General features: G+C 69.3%; 15 protein-coding genes. 6 read left to right on the forward strand and 9 right to left on the reverse strand.

Going from position 1 to position 18,502, the window contains the following annotated elements; translation table 11 throughout:
* Positions 1 to 168: 168 nt before the first annotated feature.
* The 3 genes from AQJ91_RS45225 to thyX all read right to left on the reverse strand — a co-directional run bounded on the left by AQJ91_RS45225 (position 169) and on the right by thyX (position 3,862).
* Positions 169 to 1,854, reverse strand: a complete 1,686-nt coding sequence (locus AQJ91_RS45225; protein ID WP_067035156.1) for a ribonuclease J — start codon at positions 1,852 to 1,854, stop codon at positions 169 to 171.
* 156 nt (positions 1,855 to 2,010) lie between these two features.
* Positions 2,011 to 2,910: a 4-hydroxy-tetrahydrodipicolinate synthase gene (dapA, locus tag AQJ91_RS45230; protein WP_067035159.1), complete on the reverse strand. Its 900-nt coding sequence runs from the start codon at positions 2,908 to 2,910 to the stop codon at positions 2,011 to 2,013.
* A 211-nt stretch (positions 2,911 to 3,121) separates the two neighbouring features.
* Complete coding sequence (thyX, locus tag AQJ91_RS45235; protein ID WP_067035163.1) at positions 3,122 to 3,862, reverse strand: FAD-dependent thymidylate synthase; 741 nt, start codon at positions 3,860 to 3,862, stop codon at positions 3,122 to 3,124.
* A 163-nt stretch (positions 3,863 to 4,025) separates the two neighbouring features.
* Between thyX and AQJ91_RS45240 the strand changes: the two genes are divergently transcribed.
* Positions 4,026 to 4,580, forward strand: a complete 555-nt coding sequence (locus AQJ91_RS45240; protein WP_067035166.1) for a PH domain-containing protein — start codon at positions 4,026 to 4,028, stop codon at positions 4,578 to 4,580.
* A gap of 62 nt (positions 4,581 to 4,642) precedes the next feature.
* On the opposite strand, the gene AQJ91_RS45245 is transcribed toward AQJ91_RS45240, so the two are convergent.
* The 6 genes from AQJ91_RS45245 to eccD all read right to left on the reverse strand — a co-directional run bounded on the left by AQJ91_RS45245 (position 4,643) and on the right by eccD (position 11,744).
* On the reverse strand, positions 4,643 to 5,095 hold the full coding sequence (locus AQJ91_RS45245; protein WP_067035169.1) for a tetratricopeptide repeat protein: 453 nt from the start codon (positions 5,093 to 5,095) through the stop codon (positions 4,643 to 4,645).
* Positions 5,096 to 5,103: 8 nt separating this feature from the next.
* A complete protein-coding gene (gene dapB, locus AQJ91_RS45250) occupies positions 5,104 to 5,856 on the reverse strand; it encodes a 4-hydroxy-tetrahydrodipicolinate reductase (RefSeq protein WP_067035171.1) in 753 nt (250 codons plus the stop codon).
* A 12-nt stretch (positions 5,857 to 5,868) separates the two neighbouring features.
* A complete protein-coding gene (locus AQJ91_RS45255; protein WP_067035174.1) occupies positions 5,869 to 7,269 on the reverse strand; it encodes a M16 family metallopeptidase in 1,401 nt (466 codons plus the stop codon).
* Positions 7,266 to 9,506: a polyribonucleotide nucleotidyltransferase gene (locus tag AQJ91_RS45260; RefSeq protein WP_067035177.1), complete on the reverse strand. Its 2,241-nt coding sequence runs from the start codon at positions 9,504 to 9,506 to the stop codon at positions 7,266 to 7,268. The genes AQJ91_RS45255 and AQJ91_RS45260 overlap by 4 nt, the downstream gene beginning before the upstream one ends.
* 298 nt (positions 9,507 to 9,804) lie before the next feature.
* Entirely contained in the window at positions 9,805 to 10,092 is a 288-nt protein-coding gene (rpsO, locus tag AQJ91_RS45265) for a 30S ribosomal protein S15 (RefSeq protein WP_067035180.1), read from the reverse strand.
* Between the two features lie 194 nt (positions 10,093 to 10,286).
* Entirely contained in the window at positions 10,287 to 11,744 is a 1,458-nt protein-coding gene (gene eccD, locus AQJ91_RS45270; protein WP_079085689.1) for a type VII secretion integral membrane protein EccD, read from the reverse strand.
* Between the two features lie 278 nt (positions 11,745 to 12,022).
* On the opposite strand from eccD, the gene eccCa reads away from it, so the two are divergent.
* The 5 genes from eccCa (at position 12,023) to AQJ91_RS45290 (ending at position 18,433) form a co-directional block, all read left to right on the forward strand.
* The gene (eccCa, locus tag AQJ91_RS45275; protein WP_067035182.1) at positions 12,023 to 15,967 is read left to right on the forward strand and encodes a type VII secretion protein EccCa; all 3,945 of its coding nucleotides are present in this window, start codon (positions 12,023 to 12,025) and stop codon (positions 15,965 to 15,967) included.
* A 152-nt stretch (positions 15,968 to 16,119) separates the two neighbouring features.
* Positions 16,120 to 16,506 carry a hypothetical protein gene (locus tag AQJ91_RS45280; RefSeq protein ID WP_159054807.1) on the forward strand — a complete coding sequence of 129 codons (387 nt, stop codon included), beginning with the start codon at positions 16,120 to 16,122 and terminating at the stop codon, positions 16,504 to 16,506.
* 84 nt (positions 16,507 to 16,590) lie between these two features.
* Positions 16,591 to 16,905 carry a DUF397 domain-containing protein gene (locus AQJ91_RS45285; protein ID WP_067035188.1) on the forward strand — a complete coding sequence of 105 codons (315 nt, stop codon included), beginning with the start codon at positions 16,591 to 16,593 and terminating at the stop codon, positions 16,903 to 16,905.
* A 501-nt stretch (positions 16,906 to 17,406) separates the two neighbouring features.
* A complete protein-coding gene (locus AQJ91_RS57630; RefSeq protein ID WP_267891314.1) occupies positions 17,407 to 17,532 on the forward strand; it encodes a hypothetical protein in 126 nt (41 codons plus the stop codon).
* A gap of 247 nt (positions 17,533 to 17,779) precedes the next feature.
* On the forward strand, positions 17,780 to 18,433 hold the full coding sequence (locus tag AQJ91_RS45290) for a YdbT family protein (RefSeq protein WP_067035191.1): 654 nt from the start codon (positions 17,780 to 17,782) through the stop codon (positions 18,431 to 18,433).
* Positions 18,434 to 18,502: the final 69 nt, after the last annotated feature.

Raw genomic sequence — 18,502 nt, forward strand, 5'->3', positions numbered from 1 at the left:
ATCAGAAGTTCTGAGTCGGAATTCCCGCCCCTTGCGGGGACTGGTTCCGGTGCACGAGGCGACCGGGTTCCCGTTCAGGCGGAGCCGTAAACGTACTGGAGCGGGGCGCCTCGATGCAAATCAAGGCGCCCCGCTCCAGGTTCAGGCCCATGGAGGTCCGACGGACCGTCAGACCTCCACCACCACAGGCAGGATCATCGGCCTGCGCCGATAGGTGTCCGAGACCCACTTGCCCAGGGTCCGCCGCACCAGCTGCTGCATCTGGTGGGGCTCGACCACGCCGTCCTGAGCCGAGCGCTCGAGGACCTCCGTGATCCTCGGGATGACCTCCCCGAAGGCGGAGTCCTCGATGCCGGAGCCGCGGGCCTGGACGTGCGGGCCGCCCGTGATCTTGCCGGTCGACGAGTCGATGACCACGAAGACCGAGATGATGCCCTCGTCGCCGAGGATCCTGCGGTCCTTGAGGGCCGGCTCGCCCACGTCGCCGACCGAGAGGCCGTCGACGTACACGTAACCCGCCTGGACCTTGCCGGAGATCTTGGCCTTGCCCTCGATGAGGTCGACGGCCACGCCGTCCTCGGCGATGACGATGCGGTCGTGCGGGACGCCGGTCAGGGCGCCCAGCTCGGCGTTGGCGCGCAGATGGCGCCATTCGCCGTGCACCGGCATCAGGTTCTTCGGCCGGCAGATGTTGTAGAAGTACAGGAGCTCGCCCGCGGACGCGTGGCCCGAGACGTGCACCTTGGCGTTGCCCTTGTGGATGACGTTCGCGCCCCAGCGGGTCAGGCCGTTGATCACGCGATAGACCGCGTTCTCGTTGCCGGGGATCAGCGACGACGCCAGGATCACCGTGTCGCCGTCGACGATGCGGATCTGGTGGTCGCGGTTGGCCATCCGGGACAGGGCGGCCATCGGTTCGCCCTGGGAGCCCGTGCAGACCAGGACCACCTCATCGTCCGGGAGGTCGTCGAGCGTCTTGACGTCCACGACCAGGCCCGGCGGGACCTTCAGGTAGCCCAGGTCCCGCGCGATGCCCATGTTCCGGACCATCGAACGGCCGACGAAGGCGACCCGGCGGCCGTACTCGTGGGCCGCGTCCAGGATCTGCTGGATGCGGTGGACGTGGCTGGCGAAGCTCGCCACGATGATCCGCTTCCGAGCACCGGCGAAGACCTGACGCAGGACGTTGGAGATGTCGCGCTCGGGCGGGACGAAGCCCGGGACCTCGGCGTTCGTGGAGTCGGCGAGGAGGAGGTCGATACCTTCCTCGCTCAGCCGTGCGAACGCGTGTAGATCCGTGAGGCGGTTGTCCAGCGGCAGCTGGTCCATCTTGAAGTCGCCCGTGTGGACCACCATGCCCGCGGGAGTGCGGATGGCGACGGCCAGGGCGTCGGGGATGGAGTGGTTGACCGCGACGAACTCGCAGTCGAACGGGCCGATGCGCTCGCGGTTCCCCTCCGCCACCTCCAGGGTGTACGGGCGGATGCGGTGCTCCTGGAGCTTCGCCTCGATCAGGGCGAGGGTCAGCTTGGAGCCGATCAGCGGGATGTCCGGCTTCTCCCGGAGGAGGAAGGGGACGCCACCGATGTGGTCCTCGTGGCCATGGGTGAGGACGATGCCCTCGATGTCGTCGAGGCGGTCCCGGACGGACGAGAAGTCCGGCAGGATCAGGTCGATTCCGGGCTGCTCCTCCTCGGGGAAGAGCACTCCGCAGTCGACGATCAGCAGGCGGCCGCCGTACTCGAAGACCGTCATGTTTCGGCCGATCTCGCCGAGGCCGCCGAGCGGGGTGACCCGCAGGCCGCCCTCGGGGAGCGGCGGCGGCGAGCCGAGTTCAGGATGCGGATGACTCAAAAGACTCTCCTCAACCACACACGCCACGTACCGGTGGGGCACGTGGCGCGCATGACGTTCGTGCAGAAGCAGTTGTCGTTGTGGACGCAGGCACCGGTGGCCTGCTTATTCAGTTGTGAAGTCTGGTTGCGCGCGGTGGGCGCGCGAAGTCTGGTGCTAGAGCTGTACCCCGCCGGCGGCAAGATCGATCTTGAGCTGCTCGATCTCCTCGGGTGAGCACTCGACCATGGGGGCGCGCAGAGGTCCTGCGGGCAGGCCCTGGAGGGTGAGCGCGGCCTTGGTGGTCATGACGCCCTGGGTGCGGAACATGCCGGTGTAGACCGGGAGCAGCTTCTGGTGGATCTCGGTGGCCTTCTGGACGTCGCCGGAGACGTACGCCTCGACCAGGGCGCGCAGGTCCGGGGTCACCACATGGCCGACGACCGAGACGAAGCCGACCGCGCCCACGGAGAGCAGGGGCAGGTTGAGCATGTCGTCGCCGGAGTACCAGGCGAGGCCGGAGCGGGCGATGGCCCAGCTGGCGCGGCCGAGGTCGCCCTTGGCGTCCTTGTTGGCGACGATCCGCGGGTGCTCGGCGAGGCGGACGAGGGTCTCGGTGTTGATCGGGACGCCGCTGCGGCCGGGGATGTCGTAGAGCATGACCGGCAGTTCGGCGGCGTCGGCGACGGCCTTGAAGTGCCGGTACAGGCCCTCCTGCGGGGGCTTGTTGTAGTACGGCGTGACGACCAGGAGGCCGTGTGCGCCCACCTTCTCGGCGGCGCGGGCCAGTTCGACGCTGTGGTGGGTGTCGTTGGTGCCGACGCCGGCGACGACGTGGGCGCGGTCGCCGACGGCCTCCAGAACCGCTCGTACGAGATCCGATTTCTCCGCGTCACCGGTGGTGGGCGACTCGCCGGTGGTGCCGTTGATGATCAGGCCGTCGTTGCCTGCGTCCACCAGATGGGTGGCGAGCCGCTGCGCGCCGTCGAGGTCGAGTGCGCCGTCCGCCGTGAAGGGCGTGACCATGGCGGTGAGGACCCGCCCGAAGGGGGTCTGCGGAGTGGAGGTCGGAGCCATGGGTAACACGCTACTCGCTGCTCAAGGCGGGGTCTGCCCTCGGGGCTGGCGACAAGTCGTGACAAAGGCGGAACCCGGCACTGCCTGCTCGGGGGTTCAAGCAGTGCCGGGTCCGTTTGTTCAGGCTAGATGAACTTCACTAAATGCCGCAATACGGACAGTTCACGAGGCTGGTCCGTACATCTGTGCCCGGCCGGGGAACGAGGGTCCGTTACGGCGCCACACGGCCGTTCGCATTGAAGGCCGCGTACGTGAGCGGCATGAGCCTGGCCCACTCGGCCTCCATCTTCTCGCCGACCATCTCGATCTCCCGCTGCGGGAAGGACGGGACCTTCGCCAGCTCGTGCTGGGTGCGCAGGCCGAGGAAGTGCATCAGCGAGCGGGCGTTGCAGGTGGCGTACATCGAGGAGAACAGGCCGACCGGGAGCACCGCGCGGGCGACCTCGCGGGCAACGCCGGCGGCGAGCATCTCCTGGTAGGCCTCGTACGCCTGGCGGTACGTGTCCGCCATGACGCGGCCGGTCAGCTCCTGCTGGGCCTGGGTGCCCTCCACGAAGACGTACTTGCCGGGGCGGCCCTCCTGGACGAGCTTGCGGGACTCTCCGGGGATGTAGAAGACCGGCTGGAGCTCCCGGTACCGGCCCGACTCCTCGTTGTACGACCAGCCCACGCGGTGCCGCATGAACTCGCGGAAGACGAAGATCGGGGCGCTGATGAAGAAGGTCATGGAGTTGTGCTCGAAGGGGCTGCCGTGCCGGTCCCGCATCAGGTAGTTGATCAGGCCCTTGGAGCGCTCCGGGTCCTTCTGCAGCTCCTCGAGGGACTGCTCGCCGGCGGTGGAGACGCGGGCGGCCCACAGGACGTCGGAGTCGGCCGCGGTGTGCTTGACCAACTCGACGGTGACGTCGCTGCGGAAGCTGGGCTTGAGGTCGTCGGCGGGGGTGTCGGTCACGGCTCGGAGGGTCCTTCCATCACTTCTCTGGGGCGGCGCCCACTCTACGCATCGTCGCGCTGCTCGTGACTGACTCCATCCGGACCCCCGAGGGTGGTGAGGTGGGACACGGGTCGATAGCCTCACCGGGCACAGCCCACGCATGGACGAGTGAGGACCAGCCGTGCCCCTGCCCTTCCTGACGGCCGACCGCGCCTTCGAGGCAGCCGACGATGTCGCGCTGCCCTTCGACGACCACGATCGCTGGCGGCGTCCCTACCGTCCCGGGCCCTGGCGGGTCGCCGTGGCGGCGCTGTCGCTGCTGCTCGCCTCGTATGTGCTGTTCGCTGCGGTGATCATCGCGCTGACCGGCACGGTGACGGAGGGCGGCGTTGTCTTCGGTACCGCGCTGCTGGTGATCACCTGCGCTCTGCGACTGCTGCGGGTGGGTGTGTGGGTGAGTGCGCGGGGGCTGCGCCATGTCGGCTTCTTCGTCACGCGTACGGCGCCCTGGGAGCAGATCGTCACGGTGCGGACGGTGCAGCAGCCGGTGCGCTGGCTCGGGCTGCCGCGCACGGTGCAGGGGCAAGCGCTGGTCCTCGTACGCCGGGACCGGGCGGCGGACGGCGTACCGCCGCTGCTGACCACGCACAACGCGGACTTCCTGGCGCGGGGTGAGGCCTTCGACCGGGCGGCGGACACGGTCGAGGCGTGGGCCGCGGAGAACGGCCGCGGCTGACCCGACGAGCACACGAAGGGGCCGATCCGCAGCGGTGCGGGTCGGCCCCTTCGGCGTACGGCTCAGGCCTCGACGGTCCTGCCGTCGTGCAGCGCGATGGCCCGCTGCATCGCCTTGCGGGCGCGCGGGGTGTCGCGGGCGTCGTGGTAGGCGACGGCCAGCCGGAACCAGCTGCGCCAGTCGTCGGGGGACGCCTCGGTCTCGGCCTTGCGCTTGGCGAAGACCTCGTCGGCCGAGTCGCGGTCGATACGGCCGCCCGGCGTGCGCCTCAGTTCGTCGACGGGCAGGCCGCCCTCGGCGTCGAGTTCCGCGGCGAGCTGGTTGGCCTTGCGGACGAACTGGGTGTTCTTCCACAGGAACCACAGGCCGATCACCGGCAGGATCAGCACCGCGACCCCGAAGGTGACGGTGACGAGCGTGCCGGTCTGGATGAGCATGATGCCCCGGCTGCCGACCAGGCCGAAGTAGAAGACCAGGACGGCAGCCGTTATGGCGTAGGAGAGTTTGGCGCGCATGGCCCGGGTCAGCCCAGGTCCAGGAAGTTCTCCAGGCCGAAGGTGAGGCCCGGAGTGGTCACCACCCTGCGGGCGCCGAGCAGGATGCCCGGCATGAAGCTGCTGTGGTGCAGGGAGTCGTGGCGGACGGTGAGGGTCTCGCCCTCGCCGCCGAGCAGGACCTCCTGGTGGGCCAGCAGGCCGCGCAGGCGGACCGCGTGCACCGGGACGCCGCCGACGTCCGCGCCGCGGGCGCCGTCCAGGGCGGTGACCGTGGCGTCCGGTGCCGGAGCGGTGCCGGCGGCGCGGCGGGCCTCGGCGATCAGCTGGGCGGTGCGGGTGGCGGTGCCGGAGGGGGCGTCGACCTTGTTCGGGTGGTGCAGCTCGACGACCTCGACGGACTCGAAGTAGGGCGCGGCGATCTGCGCGAACTTCATGGTCAGTACGGCGCCGATGGAGAAGTTCGGCGCGATGAGGACGCCCGTCTCCGGGGACTGGGCCAGCCAGCCGCGCAGCTGCGCGAGGCGCTCGTCGGTCCAGCCGGTCGTCCCGACGACGGCGTGGATGCCGTGCCGTACGCAGAAGTCGAGGTTGTCCATCACCGAGGCCGGCGTGGTCAGCTCGACGGCGACCTGGGCGCCGGTCTCGGTCAGCGTCTCCAGCTTGTCGCCCCGGCTCAGGGCGGCGACCAGCTCCATGTCCTCGGCGGCCTCGACCGCCCGTACCGCCTCGGAGCCGATGCGGCCCCTGGCACCGAGGACCGCCACGCGCAGCTTGCTCATCTTCTTGCTTCCTTACCGGGGTTCCGGAGTTGACCAGGCGACGGCCTCGTGCAGACGGGACGCCTGCTTGTCCTTCAGCGGGCCGATCACCGACAGCGAGGGCCGCTGTCCCAGGATGTCGCGGGCGACCGCGCGGACGTCGTCCGGGGTGACCGAGGCTATCCGGGCCAGCATGTCGTCGACGGACATCTGCTCGCCCCAGCAGAGCTCGCTCTTGCCGATACGGTTCATCAGCGCACCGGTGTCCTCGAGGCCGAGGACCGTGGAGCCCTGGAGCTGGCCGATGGCGCGGCCGATCTCGTCGTCGGACAGGCCGTGCTCGCCGACGTGGTCCAGCTCGTCGCGGCAGATCTTCAGCACGTCGTGCACCTGCGAGGGCCTGCAGCCCGCGTACACGCCGAACAGGCCGCAGTCGGCGAAGCCGGAGGTGTACGAGTACACGCTGTACGCCAGTCCGCGCTTCTCCCGGACCTCCTGGAAGAGGCGGGACGACATGCCGCCGCCGAGGGCGGTGTTGAGCACCCCCAGCGCCCAGCGGCGCTCGTCCGTGCGGGCCAGGCCGGGCATGCCGAGGACGACATGCGCCTGCTCGGTCTTGCGGCCGATCAGCTCGACGCGGCCCGCGGTGCGGAGGGCGCGCTTGCCGTCACGCGGGGCGATGGGCTGGGCGTCGGGGCTCTTGAACGCGCCGGCCTTCTCGAAGGCGGCGCGGACCTGGCGTACGACCTTGTTGTGGTCGATGTTGCCGGCCGCCGCGACCACCAGGTGGGTCGGGTCGTAGTGCTTCTTGTAGAAGCGGCGGATGCGGTCGGCGGTCAGGGCGTTGACCGTGTCGACCGTTCCGAGGACCGGGCGGCCGAGGGGGTTGTCGCCGAACATCGTGTGCGCGAACAGGTCGTGCACACCGTCGCCCGGGTCGTCCTCGGTCATGGCGATCTCTTCGAGGATCGCGCCCCGCTCGACGTTGACGTCCTCTTCGAGGATGAGCGAGCCCGTCAGCATGTCGCAGACGACGTCGATGGCGAGCGGCAGGTCGGTGTCGAGCACGCGCGCGTAGTAGCACGTGTACTCCTTCGCCGTGAACGCGTTCATCTCGCCGCCGACCGCCTCGAGGGCCGAGGAGATGTCCATGGCGGACCTGCGGGTGGTGCCCTTGAAGAGCAGGTGCTCCAGGTAGTGCGTGGCGCCGTTCAGAGACGGGGTCTCGTCGCGGGAGCCGACGTGCGCCCAGATACCGAAGGTCGCCGAGCGGACCGAGGGCAGGGTTTCGGTGACGATGCGCAGGCCGCCGGGGAGGGTGGTCTTGCGGACCGTGCCGATGCCGTTCGTGCCCTTGATGAGGGTTTGGGTACGGGCGACGGCCCGCGCCTCAGAAGAGGTGCGGGCCGTCGCCGTGGGGCTGCTTGATGTCACTGGTCGCCCGCAGCGGAGCTGCTGTCGGATGCAGCGTCCTTCTTCTCTTCGTCGCCTTCACCCTCGATGACCGGGATCAGGGACAGCTTGCCGCGGGAGTCGATCTCGGCGATCTCGACCTGGACCTTGGCGCCCACGCCGAGCACGTCCTCGACGTTCTCCACGCGCTTGCCGCCGGCGAGCTTGCGGATCTGCGAGATGTGCAGCAGACCGTCCTTGCCGGGGAGCAGCGAGACGAACGCGCCGAAGGTGGTCGTCTTGACGACCGTGCCCAGGTAGCGCTCGCCGACCTCCGGCATGGTCGGGTTGGCGATCGAGTTGATCGTGGTGCGGGCGGCCTCGGCGGACGGTCCGTCGACCGCGCCGATGTAGATCGTGCCGTCGTCCTCGATCGTGATGTCGGCGCCGGTGTCCTCCTGGATCTGGTTGATCATCTTGCCCTTGGGGCCGATGACCTCGCCGATCTTGTCCACGGGGATCTTGACGGTGATGATCCGCGGGGCGTTGGGGGACATCTCGTCCGGCGTGTCGATCGCTTCCATCATCACGTCGAGGATGTGGAGGCGGGCGTCACGGGCCTGCTTGAGGGCGGCGGCCAGGACGGAGGCCGGGATGCCGTCCAGCTTGGTGTCGAGCTGGAGGGCGGTCACGAACTCCTTGGTGCCGGCGACCTTGAAGTCCATGTCGCCGAAGGCGTCCTCCGCACCGAGGATGTCGGTGAGGGTGACGTAGTGCGTCTCGCCCTCGATCTCCTGGGAGATGAGGCCCATGGCGATACCGGCGACGGGGGCCTTGAGCGGCACACCGGCGTTCAGCAGCGACATCGTGGAGGCGCAGACCGAGCCCATGGAGGTCGAGCCGTTCGAGCTGAGCGCCTCGGACACCTGGCGGATCGCGTAGGGGAACTCCTCGCGCGTCGGCAGCACCGGCACGAGGGCGCGCTCGGCGAGGGCGCCGTGGCCGATCTCGCGGCGCTTCGGGGAGCCGACGCGGCCGGTCTCACCGGTGGAGTACGGCGGGAAGTTGTAGTTGTGCATGTAGCGCTTGCGCGTCACCGGCGACAGCGTGTCCAGCTGCTGCTCCATGCGGAGCATGTTCAGTGTCGTGACGCCCAGGATCTGGGTCTCACCACGCTCGAACACGGCGGAGCCGTGCACGCGCGGGATGGCCTCGACCTCGGCGGCCAGCGTGCGGATGTCGGTGACACCGCGGCCGTCGATGCGCTTCTTCTCCTTGATCACGCGCTCGCGGACCAGCTGTTTGGTGAGCGAGCGGTACGCGGCGGAGATCTCCTTCTCGCGGCCCTCGAACTCCGGCAGGAGCTTCTCGGCGGCGAGCGCCTTGACGCGGTCCAGCTCGGCCTCGCGCTCCTGCTTGCCCGCGATGGTCAGCGCGGAGGCGAGCTCCGGGCGGACGGCGCCGGCGAGCGCCTCCAGGACGTCGTCCTGGTAGTCGAGGAAGATCGGGAACTCGCCGGTCGGCTTGGCGGCCTTCGACGCGAGGTCGGCCTGGGCCTTGCAGAGCACCTTGATGAAGGGCTTCGCGGCGTCCAGACCGGCGGCGACGACCTCCTCGGTGGGCGCCTCGGCGCCGCCCTTGACCAGCTGGATGGTCTTGTCGGTGGCCTCGGCCTCGACCATCATGATCGCGACGTCGCCGTCCTCCAGGGTGCGGCCCGCGACGACCATGTCGAAGACGGCGTCCTCGAGCTCGGTGTGCGTCGGGAACGCCACCCACTGGCCGCGGATCAGCGCGACGCGGACGCCGCCGATCGGGCCGGAGAAGGGCAGACCGGCCAGCTGCGTGGACGCGGAGGCGGCGTTGATCGCCACGACGTCGTACAGGTGGTCGGGGTTGAGCGCCATGATGGTGGCGACGACCTGGATCTCGTTGCGCAGGCCCTTCTTGAAGGACGGGCGCAGCGGGCGGTCGATGAGGCGGCAGGTGAGGATCGCGTCCTCGCTCGGCCGGCCCTCACGGCGGAAGAAGCTGCCGGGGATCTTGCCGGCGGCGTACATCCGCTCCTCGACGTCCACCGTCAGGGGGAAGAAGTCGAGCTGGTCCTTGGGGTTCTTGGAGGCGGTGGTGGCCGACAGCACCATGGTGTCGTCGTCCAGGTACGCCACGGCGGATCCGGCGGCCTGCTTGGCCAGGCGGCCCGTCTCGAAGCGGATGGTGCGGGTGCCGAAGGAACCGTTGTCGATAACGGCCTCGGCGTAGTGGGTCTCGTTCTCCACTAGCGTTTTCTCCGATACTTTTCGTCTTTCGTCCCGTCCTGCCCGTGTGGCAGGGGGACGTCGGCGGAGAAGCGCTCCATCTGGTGCGGGCCGGTCTTCGATCGAAGCACCCGGGGCTCGCAATCCCCCGGGGGCCACTACCGAGGACCGGCGGCGGCGAGGTGCACTTCTCCTCGTTCTCGTACGTATTGCGTTGTGCTACCACACTACAAAGGGGTGGTGACACTCCGCACGTTTCCGTACGTACAGCAAAGGGAGCGGCCCACTCGAAAGTGGGGACCGCTCCCTTCACGGCGTCTTACTTGGCGCCCGCCGCACCGCGGCGGATGCCGAGGCGGTCGACCAGCGTACGGAAGCGCTGGATGTCCTTCTTGGCGAGGTACTGCAGCAGGCGGCGGCGCTGACCGACCAGGATCAGCAGACCACGGCGGGAGTGGTGGTCGTGCTTGTGGGTCTTGAGGTGCTCGGTCAGGTCCGAGATACGGCGCGAGAGCATCGCGACCTGGACCTCGGGGGAGCCGGTGTCGCCCTCCTTGGTACCGAAGTCGGTGATGATCTGCTTCTTCGTAGCGGCGTCGAGCGACACGCGTACTCCTCGTAGTCTTTGTGTGGCCACCGAGTGCCCCCGGTCTGTGTCTCGGGGGAGCTTCCGTTACTCGGGAGGCGGGGATCCGCTGGGCGCGTCCTCCAGGGCCTGGGGCTCCGGGGGTGCGTACACAAACGGCCGTCACACAGCGTACCAGCACGCGAGCGCGCTCTTGACAGACGGCCCTTCGCGGGTCAGATGCCGCCGCGGACCTTGCCGTAGACGTCGAGGACGGCCAGGCAGATCGGGATCAGGGAGAGCAGCACCAGCGAGTCCGCGAGATCCAGCATGCGGCCCCAGAACGGGGAGAGCCCCTTCTGCGGCACGATGAGGGCGATCGCGATCAGCAGCAGCACACCGGCCCCGACCGAGGCGCCGAGCCACAGGGTGCGTACGTCGACGGGGCCGGAGTTGCCCTTGAGCAGTTCCATGACGATGTCGACCGGCGGCGAGATCGCGAGGCCGAGGACCAGCAGACCGAGGGTGACGACACCGGCCACGAACAGGCAGGTGACCTGGGCGGTGTACCGGAACAGTCGCGCCCGCAGCATCGCGGCGAGGCCGGTGGCGAGGGCCAGCAGCTGGGCCCAGCCGCTGTCGCTGAAGCCGAGCACCGCGCCGCCCGCGCCGACGATGACGACGGCACAGCCGCCCACCAGGCCGAGCAGCAGTTCGTGGCCGCGGCTCGTCTGGGCGACGATGCGCTGGACGTCGACGGCCTCGAGGTCGCCCTCCGCGCCGTCACGACGCGCCCTGGCCAGGTCCTCCGGGTTGCGGAAACCGATCGGCAGCTTGGCGAAGCGGGCCGACCAGCCGGGCAGGAAGCCGACGACCGCCAGGGCGACGACCGAGGTGCCCGCGGCGATCTCCCGCGGCGCCGCCTCGGTGAGCACACCGCAGAACACGGCGAGCGTACCGATCGCGGCGGCCAGCGCGGCGGCCACGAACGGGGCGTCTCCCTGGGGCAGCAGCATGATCAGCACGACGGAGAAGAGCAGCACGGCGACACAGCCGACGAGGAACTGGATCCTGCCGGGGCCTTCACCCGCGTCCTGCGCGATGACGCCGGAACCCGCGATGAGCGCGTGCGGCAGCGCCGAGATGCCGAGTGCGACGGCGGAGCCACGGTCCTCGTACACCCGGGCCCGGATACCGGCGAGTGCCGTCAGGGCGAGTGCGGTCACTCCGGCGAGGATGCCCTGGAGGCCGTGCATGTCGTGCCGCACCGGGTCCGCGAACCAGAAGACGAAGCCGAGCATGACCAGCAGCAGCGCACCGGAGACGAGACCGGCCACCCGCATCAGCTTGTCGTTCCAGCTGCGGACGTCCTGCTTGACCGCGGCGGCGATCGCGTCCACCACGTCGTCGTGCACGGCCGGCGGCAGCGAATCGGCAAAGGTCCGCAGCAGCAGCACCTCGCCGTCCCTGACCCGGTGTTCGACCAGCGAACGGCTCGCGTCGAGCACCTGGCCCTGGCGGGTCACGAGGTGGAAGCCGGCGGGACTGGTGTCCGACTGGACCAGGCCCGAGAGCCTGACGATCTCGGGAAAGAGGTCCTGGATCGGCAGATCCTCGGGCAGCGCGACATCGACTCGGCTGTCCGGCGCTGCGATGGTGATTCGGCAGAAACCTGTCGAAGTCCCCGTGCTCACCTGGTGTTCCCCCTGCTAGACAACGCTTCCTCGCGCCGCTCGTACGACGCGGAGCGCCACCATATCCGTTGCCGCACCCGGCGAAGGACCTCCCTCCCCCATTCCTCCCAGGACCTGCTCCGCATCTCCATCCTCCTGGTTCCCTGGGGCGCCGACCGTGTCAGTAGGATCGACGCCTACGCGAACGACGCCTACGCGAACGGGAAACCATCTCGGCACAGCGGTACACGGGGGCGTCGGTGCCAGGACGTATCAATCGCGAAGGATGAGTGCATTCGGTGAGCGTCGTCATCATCAAACGGCCACCGCGGATAGTGCCCCCGGTCGTCCCGGACGGCGAGGTCAAACTCGAGACGCCGCCCGAGATTCCCCGCGAGGGCGACGAGAGCGCGCTGATGAACCTGCTGCCCATGATGGGCATGCTGGGTTCCGTCGGCTTCTTCTTCATGCCCAACCTGCCCTCCTATATGAGGGTGGTCGGCGGGCTGATGCTCGCCTCGACCCTGGCCATGGCCATCGCCCAGTTCGCCAAGTCCCGGCAGGGCGGCGGCGCGGGGATGGCGCAGAACCGGCGTGACTACTTCCGCTACCTCGAACAGGTCCGCAAGGACGTACAGAAGACCGCTGAACTGCAGCGGCAGAGCCAGCTCTTCCAGCATCCCGACCCGGAGCAGCTGTGGGCGGTGGCGGCCGACGGCACGCGTCTGTGGGAGCGGCGCCCGGTCGACGCGGACTTCGCCTCCGTACGGATCGGTCGCGGTGTGCAGCAGCTGAACACCCCGCTCGTCGCACCGGAGACGGCCCCCAAGGAGGAGCTGGAGCCGCTGACCGCGGCGGCCATGAAGGCCTTCCTCGACGCGCACGGCAGTCTGACCGACCTGCCCGTCGCCGTCTCGCTGCGCGCCTTCTACCACATGACGATCTGTGGAGAGACCGACACGGTGTACGGCAACGCCCGTGCGGCTCTGTGTCAGTTGGCGACGCTGCATTCGCCCGAGGACCTGGTGATCGCCGTGGTGGCGCACCCCTCCGCGGCGGCGGACTGGGACTGGATCAAGTGGCTGCCGCACAGCCAGCACCCGAAGGCCAAGGACGGGGCGGGCTCGACCCGGCTGCTGTTCGACGACCTCGGCGAGCTGGAGGAGGCGCTGGCGGACCAGCTGGACGACCGGCCCCGCTGGAACCGGGAAGCGAACCCCGTCTACGACCAGCCGCATCTGATCGTGGTGCTCGACGGCGGCACCGTGCCGCCTGACTCCGAACTCGCCAGCTCCGAAGGGCTCCAGGGCGTCACCTTCCTCGAGATCGCCCCCGGCGAGCTGGAGGAGGAGCTGCGCGCGGGTCTGACGGCCTATGTGAAGCCGGACAGGATGCGGCTGTTCGTCGGCCACGAGTCGGCGTACACGGGCAAGCCCGACGTGCTGAACACGGCGCAGGCCGAGTCGCTGGCGCGGCAGCTCGCCCCCTTCCGGGTGGGCTCCGCGGAGGAGGGCGAACCCCTGCTGTCCAACCTGGACTTCACCGACCTCATGGGCATCGGCGACCCGGGCACCGTGGACGTCTCGCGCACCTGGCGTCCGCGCACGCTGCACGAGCGGCTGCGGGTGCCGATCGGTGTCGGCGAGTCCGGCGAGCCGGTCATGCTCGACCTCAAGGAGGCCTCGCAGGAGGGCATGGGCCCGCACGGCCTGTGCGTCGGCGCGACCGGCTCGGGCAAGTCCGAGGTACTGCGTACGCTGGTGCTCGGTCTCGCGGTGACGCACTCCTCGGAGACGCTGAACTTCATCCTCGCGGACTTCAAGGGCGGTGCGACCTTCGCCGGTATGGCGGACATGCCGCACACCGCGGCCGTGATCACCAACCTCGCTGACGACCTCACCCTCGTCGACCGTATGCGCGACTCGATCATGGGTGAGACGCAGCGCCGTCAGGAGCTGCTGCGCACGGCCGGCAACTACGCCAACCTGCACGACTACGAGAAGGCCCGGGCGGCGGGCGCCGCGCTCGAGCCGATGGCCTCGCTGGTGATCGTGCTCGACGAGTTCTCCGAACTCCTCACCGCCAAGCCGGACTTCATCGACATGTTCATCCAGATCGGCCGCATCGGCCGTTCGCTGGGTGTGCACCTGCTGCTGGCGTCGCAGCGCCTGGAGGAGGGCAAGCTGCGCGGTCTGGACACCTATCTGTCGTACCGGATCGGTCTGCGCACCTTCTCCGCCGCCGAGTCCCGTACGGCGATCGGCGTCCCGGACGCCTACCACCTGCCGTCGATCCCCGGTTCCGGTTATCTGCGGTACGACACCGACACCATGGTCCGTTTCAAGGCCGCGTACGTGTCGGGGCCGTACCACGGCGAAGGCCCGTCCAGGGTGCACCGCTCCACCCAGCTGCGGCCCGCGCTCTTCACCGCGGAGCACGTGGCGCTGCCCCCGCAGCCCGTGATCGAGGAGCCGGAGCCCGACAACCGGGTGGACGACGCGCTGGCCGACACCGTCCTGGACGTCATCGTCGGCAGGATGGTCAACCAGGGGCCGCCCGCCCACCAGGTGTGGCTGCCCCCGCTCGAGGAGGCGCCCTCGCTGGAGCAGCTCCTCCCCCAGCTCGCCGTCACTCCGGAGCGCGGCCTGACCGCGCCGGACTACACGGCGCTCGGGCGGCTCAACGTGCCGGTCGGCCTGGTGGACAAGCCGTTCGAGCAGCGGCGCGACGTGCTGTACCGGGACTTCTCGGGCGGCGCCGGTCACGGTCTGTTCGTCGGTGGCCCGCAGTCCGGCAAGTCGACGCTGCTGCGCTCGCTCATCTCGTCGTTCGCCCTCACCCACACGCCGTCCGAAGTGCAGTTCTACTGCCTGGACTTCGGCGGTGGCAGCCTGATCGCGATGGAGGAGCTGGCACACGTCGGCGGGGTCGCCAACCGTCTCGACGCCGAGCGGGTGCGCCGTACGGTCAGCGAGGTCGAGGGGATCCTCAACGCGCGCGAGGAGTACTTCCGTACCAACAACGTCGACTCGGTCCAGACCTACCGGCAGCGCAGGGCCGCCGGGCAGCTCCCCGACCAGCCGTGGGGGGACGTCTTCCTCGTCATCGACGGCTGGGCCACCTTCAAGACGGACTACGAGATGCTCGAGTCCACGGTCACCGAGATCGCGACGCGGGGCCTCGGCTTCGGTGTGCACGTGATCCTGACCGCGAGCCGCTACACCGAGGTGCGGCCCGCGCTCAAGGACATGCTGCAGAACCGCATCGAGCTGCGGCTCGGTGACCCGACCGAGTCGGAGATCGACCGCAAGGTCGCCCAGAACGTCCCCGCGAGCGTGCCCGGCCGCGGTCTGACCCAGGACAAGCTGCACTTCATGACCGCGCTGCCCCGGGTCGACGGCTCCTCGGAGACGGACGACCTGTCGGAGGCGACGTCGATCCTCATCCGCGGCATCAACGACAACTGGCAGGGCAACCACGCCCCGTCCGTACGGCTGCTGCCCAAGGTCCTGCAGTCGGACCGGCTGCCCAAGGGGTTCGAGCACCCGGACCGCGGCGTGGCCATCGGCATCGACGAGTCGTCGCTCGCGCCCGTCTTCGTCGACTTCGAGACGGACCCGCACTTCATCGTGTTCGGTGAGAGCGAGTCCGGTAAGTCCGCGATGCTGAGGCTGCTCATCAAGCAGATCACCGAGCGGTACACGCCGGACCAGGCGAAGATCGTCATGGGTGACTACCGGCGCGCCCACCTGCAGGGGGTGCCCGAGACGCATCTGTCGCGGTACTGCGCGTCGGCGCCCGCCCTGTCGGAGACACTGGAAGGCCTCGCCGGTTCGCTCAGCCGCCGGATGCCGGGCCCGGACGTCACGCCCGAGCAGCTGCGCAACCGCAGCTGGTACAGCAGCCCGGACGCGTTCGTCATCATCGACGACTACGACCTGGTGGCGACGGGCATGAACCCGCTGTCCCCGCTCCTCGAGTACCTTCCCTTCGCCCGTGACGTCGGCCTGCGCGTCATCATCGCGCGCTCCTCGGGCGGTGCGAGCCGGTCGCTGTACGAGCCGGTGATGCAGCGGATGCGCGAGCTCGGCGCCCAGGGCATCGTGCTCTCCGGAGACCGGTCGGAGGGCGCGCTGCTCGGCAACATCACTCCGTCGCAACTGCCGCCCGGGCGTGGGTACTTCCACACGCGGCGGCGTGGTGGGCAGCTGATCCAGACCGGATGGCTTCCCGCGCGGTTCTAGCGGTTCCAGCGATGGACGGAGGGGCGGCACCCGGGTGGGTGCCGCCCCTCTCCGTTGCCTGTGGGGGGTGGGTCTGGTACGGGTGCCACCGCTAAGGTGGGGTTGCGACAGAGAAGACGAGCCACGGGGGGGCAGTTGTGCCGTCGGACTACATGAACTCCGATCCCGAGGTCCTCAAGACCGAGGGCTTCCACATGTTCAACGTCGGCGTGGAGTTCTCCAAGGCCGTGACCAGCCTGACGGCCGGGCTCACCAGCCTCGAGGAGGGTGACACCCCGCCGTGGGGTGACGACGACATCGGCGAGAAGTTCGGAGTCGTCTACGAGGGCCTGCGCGACGGCATGTACGACTCGATGGGCAGCCTGGCGGAGCGGATCGCGGGCATGGGGGTCGCCTTCACCAAGATGGGTGTGGCGCACGAGCAGAACGAGGCCGACGAGCTGGCCATCTGGCAGGCGACGACCACCGAGTACGACGGCCAGGTGGAGCTGCCGCCCGGAGTCGCGCAGGGCACGTTGCGCACAGCGCAGCACCCCTGATCCGTAACGGATGTGCGGCGGCCACCCACGCAAGTAGGGTGAGACGCGTACTTCGTTCACATGTCAGGAAGAGGCCCCCGCAGCATGACCGAGGCACAGCACAACAAGGTCGAGACTCAGGCCGAGATCAAGGCCCGCAAGGAACGGGAGCGGGACGAGCTGTACGCCCTCGACATCTCGGGGGTCGAGTGGCACAGCGCGCCCGGCACCGAGGAGCACGAGGAGCGAGTCGAGATCGCGTACCTGCCCGAGGGCGCCGTGGCCATGCGGTCGTCCCTCGACCCCGATACCGTGCTGCGGTACACCGAAGCGGAGTGGCGGGCGTTCGTACTCGGGGCGCGGGACGGGGAGTTCGACCTGGAACCGGCGCCGCACAACGGGGGGTTGGTGGCCGACTAGGTCGACTGGCTCCGGGGCCCTCGGCGTTCACACTGGGGTCAATCGGCTTGCTCCGGGGTCGGCTCGGCGCCGGAGATCAGGGTCGTGGCGATCGTGATCCGGAGGCTTTCGTCTCGCTCACCGGCCGCCGCAGCAGCGGGCGGCGGCCGTTCTCGGCTGCCGACAGCTGATCGAGCTCATCGAGCATGCTCAGCTGATCAAGCTCCTTGAGCATGGTCAGCGCGGCGCGTTCCCCAGCGTCGCGCCCGCCACCCCCAACAGCATCAGCGTCATGGCCCAGCGGGTCCGTCCGCGCCGCGCCAACTCCACGCTGAGACCGGCGGCTCCGAGGCCCACGCCCTACGCCACGGTCCCAACGCCCGCCTCCGTACCACTGTTGAGACGCCCCACGATCCCGACAAGGCAGGCCAGTGCCACCGACGCCCCAGCAGCCATGGTGCCGCCGCGTGCGTTCCGCGCGAGCCGTGACCACTGTGTCGCGAATCCCGGATCCGATTGCCCTTGGAAACGCGCCCTGAGCTCGTCCACGCCGGGCAGGGCCGGTTCGCCCTCGCCGTCTCGCACCTGCATCTGTACCTGTTCCCCGCCGCGTTCCCGGTCGTGCGTCGTCATGACGAGGCAGCGTAGGTGAATTCGCTAGGGCCTGTCCGGCGGATCAGGTCGCAGGGAATCGGCGGCCCCTCATGGACGCCGGTGAGCGGGGCTTGGTGCGTCCAGCTGCAAGGCGGAGAAGGGCGTCGACGCGATGGGGGTCCCCCCGCTCGAGCGAAGTCGAGAGTGGGGGAGTCGGCAACCGACGACAACGCAGCAGATGGGCGTGCCGAGCCCCGCATCTGCGACATGATCCGCCGGACAGGCCCTAAGCTCACGCACCATGTCGCCATCGCACACGCCCTCCCCCGCGCCGGATGCCACAGTCATCCGGACCGGCCGCCGCGGTGCCGTGGTCGGACTCCCCTGTTCCGTCCTCCTCATCGCGATGGGCGCCGTCGGTGTCTTCGGTGCTGTCGTGATCGCCACCGGCAACCAGAAGGGCGAGTCCACCGTCACGGGGTTCGCGGGCCTCGTGTTCATGTTGGCGCTGGGTGTTGCCGGCGTGTTCCTCTTCATCGCCAACTGGGCGAACCGCAACACGAGGATCCTCGTCGACCACACCGGCCTGTGGGTCGACAGCGGGAGGCTTCGGAACGTCATCCCCCGGCAGAGCCTCGCCGGAGTCGGCCTCCACTGGAGCAAGTTCGGCCGAGGCCAGAAGCTCTACTCCCTGGAACTGTTCCCCACCGTCCCCATCGACCGGGACGACCCGGTCCTGTGGACCCTGGTCCGCGACGAGGAGCCGCTGCACCCCGACCTGCCCCGCCTGCGCTACCGCGTCCCTTTCCCCACCGGCTTCCAACAGCAGGTGGTCACGGCGGTCCAGCAGTACGTCCCGCACATCTGGCTCGGAGAGTCGGAGCGCGCGGAGGGGCACATCGGCCGACCCGACATCAAGGGGCACAAGGAGCGGACTCGGGGCCGTATGCACTGACGCAACGGCTGTACCGGGTCAGCTGCCCCTCGGCACAACAGTGCTGCCCTGCAACGAATTTGTGACAGC

This window comes from Streptomyces dysideae (genome assembly GCF_001514305.1).
GTDB classification, from domain to species: domain Bacteria; phylum Actinomycetota; class Actinomycetes; order Streptomycetales; family Streptomycetaceae; genus Streptomyces; species Streptomyces dysideae.